Source organism: Streptomyces sp. NPDC091377, from assembly GCF_044757045.1.
Taxonomy (GTDB): domain Bacteria; phylum Actinomycetota; class Actinomycetes; order Streptomycetales; family Streptomycetaceae; genus Streptomyces.
In genome coordinates this window covers 772868-790080 of sequence record NZ_JBIVUE010000002.1, presented here as the reverse complement: position 1 = coordinate 790080, position 17213 = coordinate 772868, and the positions used below count along the sequence as shown (strand labels likewise).

Here is a 17213-nt window from a genome sequence, read left to right as displayed (position 1 = left end):
CCCACGTGATCGGCCGGGTCCGCGTCATCGATCGCGTCGGTGTCATCGATGACGTCGGTGTCGTTCGGGGCGGTGACAGGGGCTGGGGCACTGGCCGTATCTTCCCGGCGGGTCAACACCTTGACCGGGTGTCACCCCATCGAGCGAGCCCGTCCGGCGGCCGGCTCGGCGTGGGCCGCACCGTGCCCGTCAGGACTCCAGAAGCGCCGAAGGGGCGGTGGAGGCCGCCGGAGCCGGGGTGCGCGGGCCCGGGGAGGGCCGGGGCACGGACGGGACGGACGGCACGGACGGGACAGACGCGGCCGGGTGCCGACCGGACGCGGACGCCACCGCCGACGGCACCGGACGCCGTTCCTCCAGCGGTACCACCGAGGGCCACCGCGCCGCCCCGGGCCGCTGGCCCAGGACCACATGGCGTACGACCCGTTCGGCGGCGTGTCCGTCGTCGTACGGGCAGAACCTCCGGCGGAACGCGGCGCGCAGTTCGGCCGAGCGGGAGCCGCACCAGTGGCCGGAGGCGAAGATGTCGATCAGCTCGTCCTCGTCCCGCGCGACCGCGCCCGGCGCGAAGGTCCGCAGGTCGACATAGGTGCCGCGGGAGGCGTCGTACGCCGCCCAGTCGTCGGTGTGGAGCACGATCGGCCGGTCAAGTCCCGCGTAGTCGAACATCAGCGGGGCGTAGTCGGTGATCAGGGCGTCCGAGGCCAGACACAGGGTGTGGACATCGGGGTGGCCGGAGACGTCGAGGGCACGGGCCGGGAGCGGGGCGTCGTACGCGGCGCGGGTCAGGACGACATGGCGGGGGCCGAGGCGGCGCAGGAGCCGTTCCAGGTCGAGCCGGGGGTGCTGGGTGCGGCGGTAGTCGCGGTGCGCGGGCGCGTACAGGAGCGCCACCGCGCCGTGCGGGATGCCGAGGGTCTCGCGCAGCCGGGTGACGTCCGCCGAGGTGGCCTGCTGGAAGACGTCGTTGCGGGGACGGCCGTACTCCAGCGTGTGGTAGGTGCCCGGGAAGACCCGCTCGAAGGTGAGGGTGGAGTGGCGGTTGGCGGAGACGACGTGGTCCCAGCGGTCGACCGCCCGCAGCAGCGCGCCCAGGTCGTGCGGGCGGGCGGCCGGGCGTTCCAGCAGATCCAGGCCGATGTGCCCGAACGGGGTGCCCTGGTGGGTACGGACGACGACCTGCCCCGGCCGCTTGGCCGTACGGGGGTCCGGGTCGCTGTCGCTGACGAGGTACTTGGCGCGGGCCAGCGCCGTCAGATGGGCGGCCGTGCCCGGGGTGACGCGGTGCGGGCCCGGCGGGACGGTGTGATGGTGCTCGGGGCGGGCGATCCAGGCCGTGCGCACCCCGGGGGCGTGGGTGCGGAACGCGGCCTCCAGCGCGGCCGGGTCGCCCCCGTACCCGGATTCCGCCGTGAAGACCGCCAGGTCGTCCCAGACCGGGAGCAGCCGCTGGACGCGGTGGTGCAGCCGCAGCGCGCCGCGGTGCAGGGCGTGTGCGAGACGGGCGGCGAGTGACGCCGTACCGCGCCGGGCGCGTGCGATCAGCCGCAGGGCGCGCAGGGTGCGGTGGGCGCCCAGGCGGAGCAGGGCGTGCCGGGGGGAGCGGCCCGAGTCCTCGCGGCGCAGACGGCGGCAGAGGTCGCGGGCGTCGCGCAGGAACGCGGCGTGCGCGCGGCGGGGGAGGCCCGCCGATGCCGTGGCGAGGTGGTCGAGCATGCGGCGGTACAGCACGGGGTGCCAGTCGGCCAGTTCGGGGCGCTCAGCGAGGAACGCGAAGAGGCGGTCGTACTGCTCGAAGAGCGCGGTGGGCTCGGCCGCGGGCGCGGGGCGCTGGGGGCGGACGCAGACCTGGTCCAGGGTGGCGACGGACTCGGCGGCGAGGAGAGTGCCGTAGGTCCAGGCCGGGCCGGGGCGGGGGTCGAGGCCCGCCCCGGTGAGGAACTCCCGGCGATACGCCCCGGTCCCGGTCACGACGACCGGCGAACCGACCAGATCCGGACGGTCGGCGAACCGGAAGGGTGCGGGGCCCTGCGGGGTGGTGGGCCGGAGGGGGGCCGGATGCTGCGTGGCGGTGGGCTGGAAGGGGGCCGGGTGCTGGGTCGGATCCTGCGGGGTGGTGGGCCGGAGGGGGGCCGGATGCTGCGTGGCGGTGGGCTGGAAGGGGGCCGGATGCTGGGTCGGATCCTGCGGGGCGGTGGGCCGGAGGGGGCCCGGTTCCGGCGGGGCGGTGAGCCGGTGGAAGGCAGCAGCCCGGTGCTCCCGCCCCGTCCAGACGGGGTCCGGGCCGTGGTCGTGGTCGTGGCTGTGACTGTGGCTGTGGCCGTAGACCAGTACATCCGGCTCGTCCGTCTCCTTCAGCCGGTCGGCGATCGTCCGCAGGGCGTGCGGGGCGAGGGTGTCGGCCCCGTCGAGGAAGAGCAGCCGGTCACCGGTGGCCCGTGCCAGACCGGCGGCACGGGCCCGCCCCACGGCACAGCCGGGACCGGCCCCGGGACCGGCCTCCCCCGGCCCCTCGCCCCCGCCGGCATCCCCGCCCTTCCCCGCTCCCTCTCCCGGCTCCAGCCGTACGATCCGCACCCGCCGGTCACGGGCGGCGAACCCGTCGGCGATCTCCCCGCAGACATCCGGATCCGCGAACGCGTCACGCTCCCGCCACGCGCCCGACTGCCCTCCCACCCCCGGCGAGCCGCCCGGGACCACGACCACGATCAGCTCCAGATCGTCGTACGACTGGGAGAGCACCGAGTCCAGGCACGCGTGCAGATACGCCTGGACCTGGTGCGCGGGGACGATGACACTGAACCTGGGCAAGGGACATCCATGGGTCGTCGCGGGCGTTCTGCCCGGCAACGGCCTGCGGAGGGCCGGGGTTACGCGGTGTACGGCGATCGGGGGAAGGGGCGAGCCCGCTTGCGAAACCGCCCCAACCCATCTGTCCCACAGGTCACTTGACCGCTCCGGCCATCACCCCCGACACGAACTGCCGCTGGAACGCGAAGAACACGACCAGCGGGATCACCATCGAGATGAACGCGCCCGGCGCCAGCACGTCGATGTTGTTGCCGAACTGGCGGACCTGGGTCTGGAGGGCGACGGTGATCGGCTGGTTGTCGGCGTCGGCGAAGACCAGCGCGACCAGCATGTCGTTCCACACCCACAGGAACTGGAAGATGCCCAGGCTGGCGATGGCCGGCCCGCCGAGCGGCAGCACGACCGTGGCGAAGAGCCGTAGCTCCCCGGCGCCGTCGAGCCGGGCCGCCTCCAGCAGCTCTCTCGGGATCTCCGCGAAGAAGTTCCGCAGCAGGAACACCGCGAAGGGCAGCCCGAAGCCGACATGGAAGAGGATCACCCCGAAGATCGAGCCGAACAGGCCGATGGTGCCGAAGAGTTCGGCGATCGGGATCAGCGCCACCTGCACCGGCACCACCAGCAGCCCCACCACGCCCAGGAACCACCAGTCCCGCCCGGGGAACTCCATCCACGCGAACGCGTACCCCGCGAGCGAGCCGATCACCACCACCAGCACGGTCGCCGGGACGGTGATGTAGGCGGTGTTCAGCAGCCCGCCGGTGATGTCGTCGTTCTCCAGGAGCGTCTCGTACGACTCGAAGGTGAGCCGGGACGGCTCGGTGAGCACCTGCCACCAGCCGCTGTCCGCCATGTCCTGCGGCGAGCGCAGCGAGGACAGCAGCAGCCCGATGGTCGGCACCAGCCAGAACAGGCCGACCACGATCAGCAGGACCCGGACCGCGCCGCCGCTCAGCCGGCCGACGATCCGCGAGGCGAGCGAGGCACGGGGCGGCACCGCCCCCGTCGCCGCCGGTGGTGGTTGCGGGGCCCCCGCCGTCCCCGCCGGCTCCGTCTGCGCGGTCATCGCCTGCCCTCCCGCCTCAGCCGCCGGATGTTGAACCACATCACCGGGATCACCAGCAGCAGCAGGAACACGGCGATCGCGCTCGCGACGCCCGGCTGGTCCTCGGAGAAGCCCTTGCGGTACAGCTCCAGGGCGAGCACGTTCGCGTCGTCCTGCGAGGAGCCCGGCGCGATGATGTAGACCAGGTCGAACACCTTGAGCACATTGATCATCAGGGTGACGGTGACGACCGCGAGGACCGGCGCCAGCAGCGGCACCGTGACCCGCCGGAACACCTGCCACTCGTTGGCCCCGTCGACCCGAGCCGCCTCCATCAGCTCCCGCGGCACACTCGCGAGGCCCGCCGCGATCAGCACCATCGCGAAACCGGCCCACATCCAGATGTACGAGCCGATGATCGACGGGGTGACCAGCGCCGGGCCGAGCCAGTCCAGCCCGTTGTACGGCTCCTTGAAGTTCTCGGCGGGCAGCCGCAACCGCGCCCCGTCGGCAGCTTCGGAGAGGGTGAAGGTGCCGTCGCCGCGCGCCTCGGTGGACGCCACGACCCTTCCGTCCTTGACCGCCTCGATGCGCATGCCCGCGTAGCCGAACTCCGCCGGGTCCGGCTCCTTGAGCGTGCCCACCCCCTCGCCCCGGGTGAAGTCCTGCCAGACCGTACCGGTGACCTTGCCCGGCTCGGCCTCGGCCCGTACGGCGGTGGCGGCGTCGTCCGGCATCAGATCCGGGGCGACCCCGACCAGCGGCAGGGCGACCGGCTCGCCCGCGCTGACCGGCTCACGGGTGAGGAACGACCCCTTCGACGCCGGGTCGGCGGCCAGCGGCGACTCACGGCCCGGATGCGCCTTCGGGAACGCGGACGCCTCGGCGAAGGTGTCGTGCACCCCGACCCAGACCGCGTTCGCGACGCCCTTGTCCGGGTCCTGGTCGTACACCAGCCGGAAGATGATCCCCGCCGCGAGCATCGAGATCACCATCGGCATGAAGACGACCAGCTTGAACGCCGTGCCCCAGCGCACCCGTTCGGTGAGCACCGCGAAGACCAGTCCGAGCGCGGTCGCCAGGGTCGGCGCGAACACCACCCAGACGATGTTGTTCTTCAGCGCGGTGCGGATGCCGGCGTCCGAGAACAGGGCCTGGTAGTTGTCGAATCCGGCGAATCCGTCGCCGGACCGGTCGTAGAAACTGCGGAAGACCGAGTACCCGATCGGGTAGACCACGAGCGCCCCGAGCAGCAGCACGGCGGGCAGCAGGAACAGCGCCGCCACCGTCCTGCGCGTCCCGGTGACCCTCTTGCGACCACGGGGGGCGGCATGGCGCGGAGCGTCCCCGGCCGGGGGCCGCCCGCCCCCCGCCGCTGTGTCCGACTTCATCGCCGGTCAGTTCCCGTACGCCTTGGCGGCTTCCGTCTCCAGCGCCTCCTGTGTCCCCGCGACATCGGACGGGTCCTTCAGAAAGTCCTGGAGGATCTTCCACTCGCCCTTGCCGGGCGTCCCGCCGAATGCCTGCGGCGCCTGGTCGGACATGTCGAAGCGGAAGTCGTCACCGGCCGAGAGCAGCGCCTCGGCCATCTCGCGCTGCACGTCGTTCGGGTACGCCGAGGCGGCCACGTTCTTGTTCGGGGAGAGGAAGCCGCCCAGGCCCGCCTGGACGGTCGCCGCGTCCGGCGAGGCCAGGAAGGTAACCAGCGCCTGCGCCGCCTCCGAGTCCTCCAGGATCACGGCCGCGTCGCCGCCGGAGACCACGGGCGCGGTGTCGCCGACCGCCGGGAACGGGAACACCTTGGCGTCCGTCCCCACCTCCGCTTTCGTCTCACCGATGTTGACCTGCACGAAGTCGCCCTCGAAGACCATGCCGGCCTTCGGCTGGTCGCCGCCGGTGAAGGTCTGGGTCACGGACGCCGGGAACTCGGTCTGGAGCGCGCCGTCGGCGCCGCCCGCGAGATAGTCCTTCTTGCCCCAGATCTCCGCGAGGGTGGTCAGGGCGTCCTTCACCGACGCGTCGGTCCAGGGGATCTCGTGCCCCGCGAGCTGGTCGTACTTCTCCGGGCCCGCCTGGGAGAGGTAGACGTTCTCGAACCAGTCGGTGAGGGTCCAGCCGTCGGCGCCGCCGACCGAGAACGGGGTGACCCCGGAGTCGTACACCGTCTGCGCGGCGGTGAGGAGTTCCTCCCATGTCTTGGGCTCGTTCGCGCCCGCGTTCTCGAAGACCTGGTTGTTGTACCAGATCAGCGATTTGTTGGCCGCCTTGTAGTAGGCGCCGTACTGCTTGCCGTCGACCTCGCCCAGCTCCTGCCAGCCCTTGGAGTAGTTCTTGGTGAGCTGCTCCTCGGCCTCCGCGCCCAGCGGCTTGGCCCAGCCTCTGTCCACAGCCTGCCGGATGGCCCCGACCTGCGGCAGCAGCGCGACATCCGGCGGGGCACCGCCGGCGATCTTGGAGCCGAGGAAGTTGATGATCGGGTCCTGCGCCGGTACGAAGGTGACGGTGGCGCCGGTGCGCTTCTCGAACTCCTTCAGCACCTTCTTGAAGTTGGCCTGCTCGGTGCCGGTCCAGACGGCCGCGACCTCCAGGCTCTCGCCGTCCAGCTTCGGGAGGGTGAGGGTGGGGGCGGTCTCGTTGCCGCCCGCGCTCTCCCCGCCGTCGGTGTTGCCGTTGTCGCCGTTGTCGTCGTCACCGCCGCCGCAGGCGCTCAGAGTGAGCGCGAGCGCTGATAAGAGGGCGGTCACCGTGGTGGTCGTGCGGATGCGGATGGAATCGCTCTTGCTGTGCATCACGGCCCCGTTCTTCGTAAGTCGTCGAACGATCGAGCGCTGCTCCGTGCCGTTTGGTTTACGCCGGGGGGTGGGGGTAGGCAAGGGCGCGTACCGTGTCAAGGGCGCGATCGTGACCGCGTCGTGATCGTGGGCTCATGCGCGTTCCCTCACAAGAGTGAGGGAACCTCCGGCGCCGAGATCTGCCGTGCCGCTCTCTCCAGCGCGCTGGCCAGCAGCGCCAGGTCCGTCGGGCCGTTGCCCAGCTCTCGCACCGGTCGGCGGGTCGGCGGATCGCCCGCCCGCTCCCACTCCACCGGGACCACCGTCGGACGCAGGGTCGCCGTCCGGGGGATACGGCCGGTGACCCGACCGGACTGGAACGGGGTCGTCCGGCCGTCCGGGGTCGTCAACCGGCCCCGGCCCGGCGCGGGTTCCTCCGGACCGGGCACCGGCGTCTCCAGCGTGATCCGCAGCGCCGCGCGACGCACCGGTTCCGTCTCCGCCGTACGGCCGCCCGGATGCGCGGCGCACACCAGGTGGACGCCCAGCCGCTCGCCCTCGCGGGCCACCGCCTCCAGCGCCCGGACCACGGAACCGGCGGCGGGGCGGCCCGGCGAACCCAGCGGAGGGGACACCAGCGCGTCCAGATCGTCCACGACCACCACCAGACGCGGCAGCGGCGGCGCCGGTTCGTTCCGTCTGCGGGCCGCCGCCGGGCGCAGCCGCAGCGTCGCGCTCGGCGGTGCCTCAAGGTCCCCGGACGCCGACGCGTCACCGTGGTCCGCCGTGCGCTGCGCCACGATCCGGCCCGGCACCTCCCGCCCCGCGTGCCACCCCGTGAAGTCCGTACGTCCCACCAGTTCGGCCCGCCGCTTCAGCTCGGCGGAGAGCGACTGGGCGAACTCCCGCATCCGGAGCGGGTCGTTGACCGTCAGATGGGTGGTGACATGCGGCAGGTCCGTGCAGACCCGCAGCCCGTCGCCCTGGGCGCCGCCCGTGCCGACGCCGTCCCGCCCGTCTATCAGGATCATCCCCAGCCGGTCGGGCCGCTCGGCCGCCGCGAGCGACGCCACGACCGCCCGCAGCAACTCCGTACGGCCACTGCCCGACGGCCCCTCGATCAGCAGATGCGGCCCCTCCGCCACCAGGTCGGCACCGACCGGGCCGCGCGGTCCCGCGCCCAGCACCGCCGAGGCCCGACCGCCGATCGCCTGCCGGTCGTCCGCCGCGTCCGCCCAACGGGCCATCAGCGACGCCGGGGTGGCCCGCGCCAGCCCCAACTCGTCCAGCAGCCGCGCCACCTGCGGCAAGGGGGTCGACACACGTGCGTGCCGCTCGCTGCCGCCGCCCTCAGGACGCAGCGGTGCCAGCGCCCGCGCGAACCGCTCCGCCCAGGCGGGGGAGACCGCGTCCACCGCGCCCAGCGCGCCCTGGCCCACCGGTCCGCGACGGCGGCCGGGGCCGGTCCCGCTCGACGCCACGCGCAGCAGCCGCAACGCCGTCGCCACGTCCCCGCTGAGCAGGGCGACCGTCCCGCACTCCCGGAACAGCGGCACCGCCTCGCAGGCGGCCTCGAAGGTCTCCGCCGCCGGGGACTGGGGGATGCCGGGGACGGCCGGGGACGGGGGGAACGGCGGGTCCGTCGGCGGCGGGGTCGGTGATGCCGCCGTCTCGGCCAGGCACAGGACGTGGATCCCGGCCCTCGGCCCCTCCGTGGCCAGCCGGGCCAGCGCCTCCGCGAGCCTCGGACCGCCACCGGGGTTCCCGTCCACGACGAGGATCGTGTGGGGACCACGGTCCTGGTCCTGGTCCTGGGTCAGGGTTTGGGCCTGGGCCTGGGGCTGGGGCTGGGCCTGGTGGTGGGCTTGGTCTTGGGCCTGGTCCCGGTCCTCGCCGTCCAGCCGGCCCTGTTGCCCCTGCCGGCCCTGTTGCCCCTGTCGGCCCTGAAGGTCTTGGCGGCTCTGGAGGTCTCGGTCCTGGGTCGCCCAGGAGGGTTGGTGGGTCGCCCGGGTCACGGGGCGGTAGCGGTGGCTGACGGACGGGTCGGTCAGCGTGTCGTCCAGGCGGCGCAGCAGCTCTTCCACGCGGGCCGCCGCCTGGTCGCGGTCGTAGGCGAGCAGCAGTCGGCAGTCCTGGCCGTGGCGCGGGCGGACATGCGGCAGCCAGCCGAGCCAGGACCATTCGGCGGTGCGCTCGTGCACCGGGCGGGCGCGGTCCGCGCTGATCAGGACGATGTCCAGGGTGTCGGGGGAGTGCAGCGCGGCGAGTTGCGCCAGCACGGTTCGGGCCAGGCCCGACAGACGGGGGCGGGGACCGGCCAGGCCCAGCGCGCCCGCCTCGCGCAGGTCGGCGGTCACGGGGACGGCGGGCAGCAGCCCCCGTCCGTCCGGTGCCGCCCGGTCGGCGGTGCCGAGCCGGACCGTGAGCGCCTCGGGGTGGCCCGGTGAGCGCTCCCAAAGACGCGGCCCGGGCCCCAGCGCGGTCAGCAGCAGCGCGGCGGGATCGGGCCAGGTCTCCGGTGCCGGGCCGGAGGCGACGGGGGGAGTGCCCTCCCAGCCGTCGGCCGGCGCGGCGCCACCGCCGTGGTGGTCCTCGTGCCCGAGCCGGGTGTCGTACCCCCCGTGGCCCCGGTGGGAGCCGGAACCCTCATGGCCCTCATGGCCCACGCGCCCCCCGTGACCCCCTTGGTGAGCGTGGCCCTCGCGGGACTGCCGGTCTCCCGTGCCGTAGAGGTCGTCGTGAGGCTCGCTGTGCCCCGGCTCCGGCTCGCCCCGCCCTCCGGCCAGCCGTCGCGCCCACGCCGAGAGCCCGCCGCGTTTACGCAGGCCAGGGGGGACGTCGGTGCCCCGCAGGGGGGTGCCCTTGCGTCCGGCGCCGCCGGAGCGGGCGGCTATGCCCTCGCCCGCCGTCCCGGCATGGGAAGCGCCCTCGTTCGCGTCCCCCGCCGCGCCGGAACAGGGTGTTCCGCCCGTCCCCGATGCCGTACCCGGTCCCGTCCCCGGTGCAGCCCCCGGTCCCGTCCCCGGTCCCGTCCCCGGCGTCGCCCCCAGGCCCGCCCCGTGGGTCGCGCCCTCACCGGGACGCCCGAACAGATGCCCCTCGGGGTGACCACCCGCGGACCCTCCCGAGGGCCCTCCCGAGGGCCCTCCCGGATGCCCTCCTGGATGTCCTCCTGGAAGTCCCCCCGGCCGGGCCGCTCCCGGCTGTCCCTCCGGATGTCCTCCCGGCTGTCCCCCCGTATGTCCCCCTGTACGTCCTCCCCGCTGTCCCCCCTGCTGCTCCCCGGGATGTGCGTCCCGTCGGTTCTCCCTCCACGGCGCCCCGGCCTGCCCCGGTACCACCGGAGGTTCCTCCGGTGTGCGCTGCCGGGCGCCGGGGGAGTCCCACCCCGCCCCCGCGGACGGGCCGGGCCGGTGACGGGGCGGCGGCACCACGGCGGCCGACGACGCGCCGGACGGACGGGCACCCCCCGCCGCCGACGTACCCGCCGCCCCCGCCGTACCCGAGGCCGCGGCCCCTTGGTCCCCGCCGTCCCCCACCCGCACATGGCCCTCGCCGTCGGGCTCGGTCGGCATACGGGTGTGGAGGCCGCCGGGTGGGGCGATGCGGAGGGTGGACTCGCCGATACGGAGCAGGGAACCCGGCGCGAAGCGGACCGCGCGGGTGCCCACCCGGCGGCCGTCGAGGGCGGTGCCGTTGGTGGAGCCCAGGTCGGCGACGGCCACCCGGCCGTCGGCGGCGAGGGTCACCGCGCAGTGCAGCCGGGAGACGTCCGGGTCGTCGAGCGGGACGTCGGCGTCGGCGGAGCGGCCGACCGTGACCTGCCCGCCGTGCAGCAGATGGACGCCGCCGGCGTCGGGCCCGGCGATCACGTCGAGCCGGGCCGGGGCGTCGTCCACCTCGGGGTGCGGCTCGGGATCGGCGGGGGCGCCCACGGCCAGCACGGCGCCGTCGACCAGCGGGGGCTCGCCCAGGGTGCAGCGCTGGGCGTCCAGCCGCTCCACGCCCGCGAAGAGGACCACGCGGTCGCCGCCGGACTCCCCCGTGACCGCCGATGCCAGGGCCGAGGCGACCGCGGAGAGGGCCGTCCCGGCCGGGGCCGTGACCAGCACGTCGCAGCGCGCGGCGCGACCGCGGGCCTCGGCGGGCGGGCCGAGCGGGTCTACGACGGTCAGCCGGATCTGCATGGCGCCAGCGGTCCCTTCTGCGCGGGCGCCCGCACGACGGAACGGGCCGAACCGCGGTCCCCCACCGCGGACTTCCCCCCACCGCCCGAGCACGTCGGCCAGTACTGACAGGCATCCTCGCACCTGCCACCGACAACGCGCCCGCCGCCCGGGGGCAAGTGATCTTGATTGGTCGGCTCTGCCCGCAAAAGTGCCTGACCAGTGCCCGACCCCGGACCACTTGAGATCGGTCACGCCCGCTTGCGGCAACCAACCGACCCGACCCGAGCGTCTTTCCACCGAACATGCACGGGAGAGGACGGGAAGCGGAAGGGAAGCGGACGGGAAGGGGACGGGAAGAGCCGACGGAACGGGCGACCCGTCGGTGACCAGCACCGCCGGATGACACCCCGGCATCCCGCGCGGCGGCACTACAGTGGGGCCGAGCACCCGCGACCCGCGCACAGCGCGGCCGGGCGGGGGTACGGACCAGGCAAGCGATCAGCAGGGAGCGCATGACGTGCGGCCGGTAGGCAGCAAGTACCTGCTCGAGGAGCCGCTCGGACGCGGCGCCACGGGCACCGTCTGGCGAGCCCGCCAGCGTGAGACCGCGGGCGCCGAGGCGGCCGTGCCCGGCCAGCCCGGTGAGACCGTCGCGATCAAGGTCCTCAAGGAGGAGCTGGCCAACGACCCGGATGTGGTGATGCGCTTCCTGCGGGAGCGCTCGGTCCTGCTCCGGCTCACCCACCCCAATATCGTCCGGGTCCGCGACCTGGTCGTGGAGGGTGATCTGCTGGCCCTGGTCATGGACCTGGTGGACGGCCCCGACCTCCACCGCTACCTGCGCCAGAACGGCCCCCTGACCCCGGTCGCCGCTTCCCTGCTGACCGCGCAGATCGCCGACGCGCTCGCCGCGAGTCACTCCGACGGAGTGGTCCACCGCGACCTCAAGCCGGCCAACGTGCTGCTCAAGCAGGACGCCGGTCAGATGCACCCGATGCTGACCGACTTCGGCATCGCCCGCCTCGCCGACTCGCCCGGCCTCACCCGCACCCATGAGTTCGTCGGCACACCGTCGTACGTGGCACCCGAGTCCGCCGAGGGCCGCCCGCAGACCTCCGCCGTCGATGTCTACGGCGCCGGGATTCTCCTCTACGAGCTGCTCACCGGGCGTCCGCCGTTCTCCGGCGACTCCGCCCTCGAAGTGCTCCACCAGCATCTGAGCGCCGAACCGCGCCGCCCCTCCACCGTCCCGCAGCCGCTGTGGACGGTCATCGAGCACTGTCTGCGCAAGAACCCGGACGGCCGGCCCAGCGCCGAGAACCTCGCGCGCGGACTGCGGGTCGTCGCCGACGGCATCGGCGTGCACGCCAACTCCGCGCAGATCGGCGCCGCCGAGTCCGTCGCCGCGCTGCTCCTCCCGGACCCGTCCCCGGCGGCCGTGCCCGGCACTCCCGGCGCGGCCGACCCCACCCAGGTGCTGCCGCACGGCGCGCCGGGCGCGGGGGCCGGGGCGTACGACCCCAACGGCGCGACCAGCGTCCTGCCGCACACCGGCGGCCCGTCCGGCGCCGCCGACCCCACCGCCGTCCTGCCGAGCACCGGCGGTCCGGGCCAGGGCGGGGCCGACCCGACGGCCGTCCTGCCGCCGGTCCCTCCGCACCAGCCGGGAGGCCAGCCGGGCAACCCCGACGACCCGCACCCCTGGCAGAACCAGATGCGCGCCGCCCGCGACCGCAACGAGCAGACGCAGGTCCAGTACCTCGACCCGAGCCAGGACCCGCTGCGCCGCCGCCCCCAGCGGCAGGTGGCCCGCCCCCAGCAGCCGCCGCGCCCGCCGCAGCAGCAGCCCCAGCAGGCCCCGCCGCCCCCCTACGGCTATCCGCAGCAGCAGCCCCAGCAGTACGCCCCCGCGCCGCAGCAGCAGCCGCAGCAGCACCAGCCGCAGCGCTACGCCCCGCCGCCCCCACCGCAGCAGACCCGGCCGCAGCGCGAACCGCGCCAGCCGCGGGAGCCGCGTGAACCGCGGCAGCGCAGCGCCAGCCCGATGCGGATCCCCGGCCTGGGCTGCCTCAAGGGCTGTCTGTTCACGGTCGTCATCCTGTTCGTGGCGGGCTGGCTCGTCTGGGAGCTGAGCCCGCTCCAGGACTGGATCGGCACCGGCAAGGGCTACTGGGACCAGCTCAGCGACTGGTTCACCACGGTCACCGGCTGGATCGGCGACCTGGGCGGCGGCTCGGGCGCCTGACCCCCTGCCCTGTCGCTTTGTCGATATCCAGGGGGTGATTTCCGCCTCCGCGGTGAAGGTTGGCTCGCCGGACGCGTAGCTTTGGCGACAACACGCGTCTGTAGGAGCAGCCTTGGCACGGAAGATCGGCAGCCGGTACACCGCCCACCAGATCCTGGGACGGGGCAGCGCCGGCACGGTGTGGCTGGGCGAGGGGCCCGAGGGCCCCGTCGCCGTCAAGATGCTGCGCGAGGACCTCGCCTCGGACCAGGAGCTGGTCTCCCGCTTCGTGCAGGAGCGCACCGCGCTGCTCGGCCTGGAGCACCCGAACATCGTCTCCGTACGGGATCTCGTGGTCGACGGCAACGACCTCGCCCTCGTCATGGACCTGGTCCGCGGCACCGATCTGCGCACCCGGCTGGAGCGGGAGCGGCGGCTGGCCCCCGAGGCGGCCGTCGCGATCGTCGCCGACGTGGCGGAGGGCCTTGCCGCCGCCCACGCGGCCGGGGTCGTCCACCGTGACGTCAAGCCCGAGAACGTCCTGCTGGACATGCAGGGCCCGCTCGGCCCGGGCGGCTCGCACCGCGCCCTGCTGACCGACTTCGGCGTCGCCAAGCTGATCGACACCCCGCGCCGCACCCGCGCCACGAAGATCATCGGTACGCCGGACTATCTGGCGCCCGAGATCGTGGAGGGCCTGCCGCCCCGCGCCGCCGTCGACATCTACGCGCTGGCGACCGTCCTCTACGAGCTGCTGGCCGGGTTCACCCCGTTCGGCGGCGGTCACCCGGGCGCGGTGCTGCGACGCCATGTCACGGAGACGGTGGTGCCGCTGCCCGGCATCCCCGAGGAGCTGTGGCAGCTTCTGGTGCAGTGCCTGGCCAAGGCCCCCGCGTCCCGGTTGCGGGCCTCGGAGCTGGCCGCCCGGCTGCGCGAGCAGCTCCCGTCCCTCACGGGGCTGCCCCCGCTGGACGTGGACGAGCCGGACGCCGAGCAGGACGAGGCCCCCGACCCGCCCGAGCCGGGCGAACGGACCCCGCCGCCCGCCCCCCGCGAGCGCCGGGGCGCCGTGCCGCTGGTGCCCGGGGCCAAGCCCGACTCCAACCGGGACACCCACACCTCCATGCGGGTCCCGGCCCCCGACGAACTGGCCGGCGGCGCGCACGGCACGGCCCGGGTCCCGAGGTCTCCCGGCGTCCCCCGCCCCGGCTCCGCCCGCAACCGCGCCGCCACCCGCCGCCGCCGGGCCGCCCTGGGCGCGGCGGCCCTGGTCCTGGTCACGGCAGCCGGCGTGGGCACCTGGCTGGCCACCTCCGACAGCGACGCCACCCCTCAGGACTCCGAGCACTCGACCCCGGCGAACCCCTGACGGCCCGGCCCCTGCTCACCTGGCCCCGCCCTGTCCGCTGACCGGGGACGAGGCCGGACCGGGGTCGCAGCGGGGACTCGTGGGGCGGCGGCCCCGGATGACGGGCTATGACGGGCCCGGCCCGGCCACGGCCCGCCCCGTACCGGCCCGTCGGCCGACCGGGGAGGAGGCCCGGCCGGGCCGCAGCGGGGCCCCGGGGGGTGGCCCCCGGACGACGGTCCACGACGGGCCTGGGCCCGGCCACGGCCCGCCCGCTGCTCACCCGGCCCCTCCCCGTCCCGGCCCGTCGGCCGACCGGGGAGGAGGCCCGCCGGGCCGCAGCGGGGCCCGTGGGGCGGCCGCCCAGGACGGTGGGCAACCGGGCATGAAGCCCGGCCGGGGTCTCAGCGGGCCCCATGATGCGGCGGCCCCCGGATGACGGGCCACGACGGGCCCGGCCCCGGCGACGGCCCCCGGACGACGGGCCCGGCCCGGCCACGGCCCGCCCGCTGCTCACCCGGCGGGTGGCCCCCGGGCGGCGGGCCACTGCGCCACGACGGGGCACGACGGGGCACGACGGGGCACGACGGGGCGTGACGGCCGCGACAGTCCCCTCCGCACCCCCGAACTCCGCTCGGCCCCCCTCACCGGCACTCCCCGCCCGGCGGAGCCGTTACGCTGGGGGACGTGGCAGTCGTCGATGTATCCGAAGAGCTCAAGTCCCTCTCCTCGACCATGGAGTCGATCGAGGCCGTCCTGGACCTCGACAAGCTGAGGGCGGACATCGCCGTGCTTGAGGAGCAGGCAGCCGCGCCGTCCCTGTGGGACAACCCGGACGAGGCGCAGAAGATCACCAGCCGGCTCTCCCACCTCCAGGCCGAGGTCAGGAAGGCGGAGACGCTGCGCGGACGGATCGACGATCTCGCCGTGCTGTTCGAGATGGCCGAGGAGGAGGACGACCCGGACGCCCGCGCCGAGGCCGAGTCCGAGCTGTCCGCGGTGAAGAAGGCGCTGGACGAGATGGAGGTCCGTACCCTCCTGTCCGGCGAGTACGACTCCCGTGAGGCGCTGGTGAACATCCGCGCGGAGGCCGGTGGCGTCGACGCCGCCGACTTCGCCGAGAAGCTCCAGCGCATGTATCTGCGCTGGGCCGAGCAGCACGGCTACAAGACGGAGATCTACGAGACGTCCTTCGCCGAGGAGGCCGGCATCAAGTCGACCACCTTCGCGGTGCAGGTGCCGTACGCCTACGGCACGCTCTCCGTCGAGCAGGGCACCCACCGGCTGGTGCGTATCTCGCCCTTCGACAACCAGGGCCGCCGCCAGACCTCCTTCGCGGGCGTCGAGGTGCTCCCCGTGGTCGAGCAGTCCGACCATGTCGACATCGACGAGTCCGAGCTGCGGATCGACGTCTACCGCTCCTCCGGCCCCGGCGGTCAGGGCGTCAACACCACCGACTCGGCGGTGCGCATCACGCACATCCCGACCGGCATCGTCGTCTCCTGCCAGAACGAGCGCTCGCAGATCCAGAACAAGGCCACGGCGATGAACGTCCTCCAGGCCAAGCTGCTGGAGCGCCGCCGCCAGGAGGAACAGGCCAAGATGGACGCCCTCAAGGGCGACGGCGGCAACTCCTGGGGCAACCAGATGCGTTCCTACGTCCTGCACCCGTACCAGATGGTCAAGGATCTGCGGACGGAGTTCGAGGTGGGTAACCCGGAGGCCGTGTTCAACGGTGAGATCGACGGCTTCCTGGAGGCCGGAATTCGCTGGCGCAAGCAGCGCGAGAAGTAGGATCCCGCGAAGTCCTCCCCGTTCAGGCCGCTTTGTCGACAAGGCAACTGCCACTGACCCGACGGCAGTTGTATTGTCTTCCCATGTGATGGACCGTTGTTCCGTTTCTCAACTCCCCCGATTCACCGCCGATCTGCCCCCGATGTCGGGGTTTTACATCACACTCACAGGTGACTCTGCCCGGCATTCGCGCCGTATCAGGACATTGCGTACGCAACGGCCTTGACGTTGCTGTGAAAAGTCGGAAAGGTGAGGCGCGGCATGCGTTTTCGCTGGGGCGCATGTGAACCGGGGGTCTCACCATCATCACCCCTGTTGATCACGGCCCCCGCGCGCCGCCTCATTGACGATGAGCTACTGGGGGTAGCAACCACATGACGAAGAAGACGCGGATCCGTGTCGCGCGCCTGGCGGCCGGTGCCGTGATCGCCGCCGGCGCCTCGCTGACCGCCGCGGGTGCCGCTTCCGCCGCCGACACCGACGACTGCCTGCTCGGGGTGCTGTGCGGCGAGGAGTCTCCGACGCCGACCCCGACCCCGACGCCGACGGAGGAGCCGCCCACCCAGGTCCCGACGGACCCGCCGACCTCGGAGGAGCCGCCGACCACCGAGCCGCCCACCGAGGAGCCGCCGACCGAGCCGACCGACGAGCCGACGGAGCCCACCGAGGACCCGGAGGACCCTGAGGACCCGCAGGACCCGGACGACAACAACGGCACCGGCGGCAACGGCCCCGGCCCCGACGGCGGCTCCGGCGACTCCGCCCAGAACGAGGGCTCCTCGTCCCTCACCGACACCGGCACCCAGGCGCCGGCCGGTGCGGACAACCCGCAGGGCGGCGGCGACGAGCTGGCCGAGACCGGTGCCATGGAGACCACCTTCCTGGTGATCGGCGCCGCGACGATGATCGCCGGTGGCGTCGGCTTCCGCGTGCTGCCGCGGCTGATGAACGGCCGGGGTGGCGCGGCGGCCTGACCGTCGCCGACCGTGACCGCACGGACGCGCCCGGTGCGCGTCCGTGGGCCAGAACAGTGAAAAGGCCCGGAGCCTGCGCT

General features: G+C 74.0%; 9 protein-coding genes. 4 read left to right on the top strand and 5 right to left on the bottom strand.

From position 1 onward, the window contains the following. Nucleotides 1-189: 189 nt before the first annotated feature. From ACIQNG_RS07545 to ACIQNG_RS07525, 5 genes are all read right to left on the bottom strand, one after another. Entirely contained in the window at nucleotides 190-2811 is a 2622-nt protein-coding gene (locus ACIQNG_RS07545) for a CDP-glycerol glycerophosphotransferase family protein (RefSeq protein WP_401483004.1), read from the bottom strand. A gap of 133 nt (nucleotides 2812-2944) precedes the next feature. Then, the gene (locus ACIQNG_RS07540) at nucleotides 2945-3874 is read right to left on the bottom strand and encodes a carbohydrate ABC transporter permease (RefSeq protein ID WP_401483003.1); all 930 of its coding nucleotides are present in this window, start codon (nucleotides 3872-3874) and stop codon (nucleotides 2945-2947) included. After that, on the bottom strand, nucleotides 3871-5244 hold the full coding sequence (locus ACIQNG_RS07535; protein ID WP_401483002.1) for a carbohydrate ABC transporter permease: 1374 nt from the start codon (nucleotides 5242-5244) through the stop codon (nucleotides 3871-3873). The genes ACIQNG_RS07540 and ACIQNG_RS07535 overlap by 4 nt, the downstream gene beginning before the upstream one ends. 6 nt (nucleotides 5245-5250) lie before the next feature. After that, nucleotides 5251-6642 carry an ABC transporter substrate-binding protein gene (locus ACIQNG_RS07530; protein ID WP_401439126.1) on the bottom strand — a complete coding sequence of 464 codons (1392 nt, stop codon included), beginning with the start codon at nucleotides 6640-6642 and terminating at the stop codon, nucleotides 5251-5253. A 149-nt stretch (nucleotides 6643-6791) separates the two neighbouring features. Beyond that, on the bottom strand, nucleotides 6792-10811 hold the full coding sequence (locus tag ACIQNG_RS07525) for an FHA domain-containing protein (RefSeq protein ID WP_401483001.1): 4020 nt from the start codon (nucleotides 10809-10811) through the stop codon (nucleotides 6792-6794). Between the two features lie 499 nt (nucleotides 10812-11310). Between ACIQNG_RS07525 and ACIQNG_RS07520 the strand changes: the two genes are divergently transcribed. From ACIQNG_RS07520 to ACIQNG_RS07505, 4 genes are all read left to right on the top strand, one after another. Further along, entirely contained in the window at nucleotides 11311-13038 is a 1728-nt protein-coding gene (locus ACIQNG_RS07520) for a serine/threonine-protein kinase (protein WP_401483000.1), read from the top strand. A 112-nt stretch (nucleotides 13039-13150) separates the two neighbouring features. After that, nucleotides 13151-14386, top strand: coding sequence for a serine/threonine-protein kinase (locus tag ACIQNG_RS07515; protein WP_401482999.1), 1236 nt, complete (start codon nucleotides 13151-13153; stop codon nucleotides 14384-14386). Nucleotides 14387-15052: 666 nt separating this feature from the next. Continuing rightward, nucleotides 15053-16159 carry a peptide chain release factor 2 gene (prfB, locus tag ACIQNG_RS07510; protein ID WP_401439136.1) on the top strand — a complete coding sequence of 369 codons (1107 nt, stop codon included), beginning with the start codon at nucleotides 15053-15055 and terminating at the stop codon, nucleotides 16157-16159. A gap of 374 nt (nucleotides 16160-16533) precedes the next feature. Continuing rightward, complete coding sequence (locus tag ACIQNG_RS07505) at nucleotides 16534-17133, top strand: hypothetical protein (RefSeq protein ID WP_401482998.1); 600 nt, start codon at nucleotides 16534-16536, stop codon at nucleotides 17131-17133. Nucleotides 17134-17213 lie beyond the last annotated feature (80 nt).

Coding starts and splice junctions, on each gene's coding strand:
- ACIQNG_RS07540 (WP_401483003.1), bottom strand. CDS start 3,874: ATGACCGCGCAGACGGAGCCGGCGGGGACGGCGGGGGCCCCGCAACCA.
- ACIQNG_RS07535 (WP_401483002.1), bottom strand. CDS start 5,244: ATGAAGTCGGACACAGCGGCGGGGGGCGGGCGGCCCCCGGCCGGGGAC.
- ACIQNG_RS07530 (WP_401439126.1), bottom strand. CDS start 6,642: ATGCACAGCAAGAGCGATTCCATCCGCATCCGCACGACCACCACGGTG.
- ACIQNG_RS07525 (WP_401483001.1), bottom strand. CDS start 10,811: ATGCAGATCCGGCTGACCGTCGTAGACCCGCTCGGCCCGCCCGCCGAG.
- ACIQNG_RS07505 (WP_401482998.1), top strand. CDS start 16,534: ATGACGAAGAAGACGCGGATCCGTGTCGCGCGCCTGGCGGCCGGTGCC.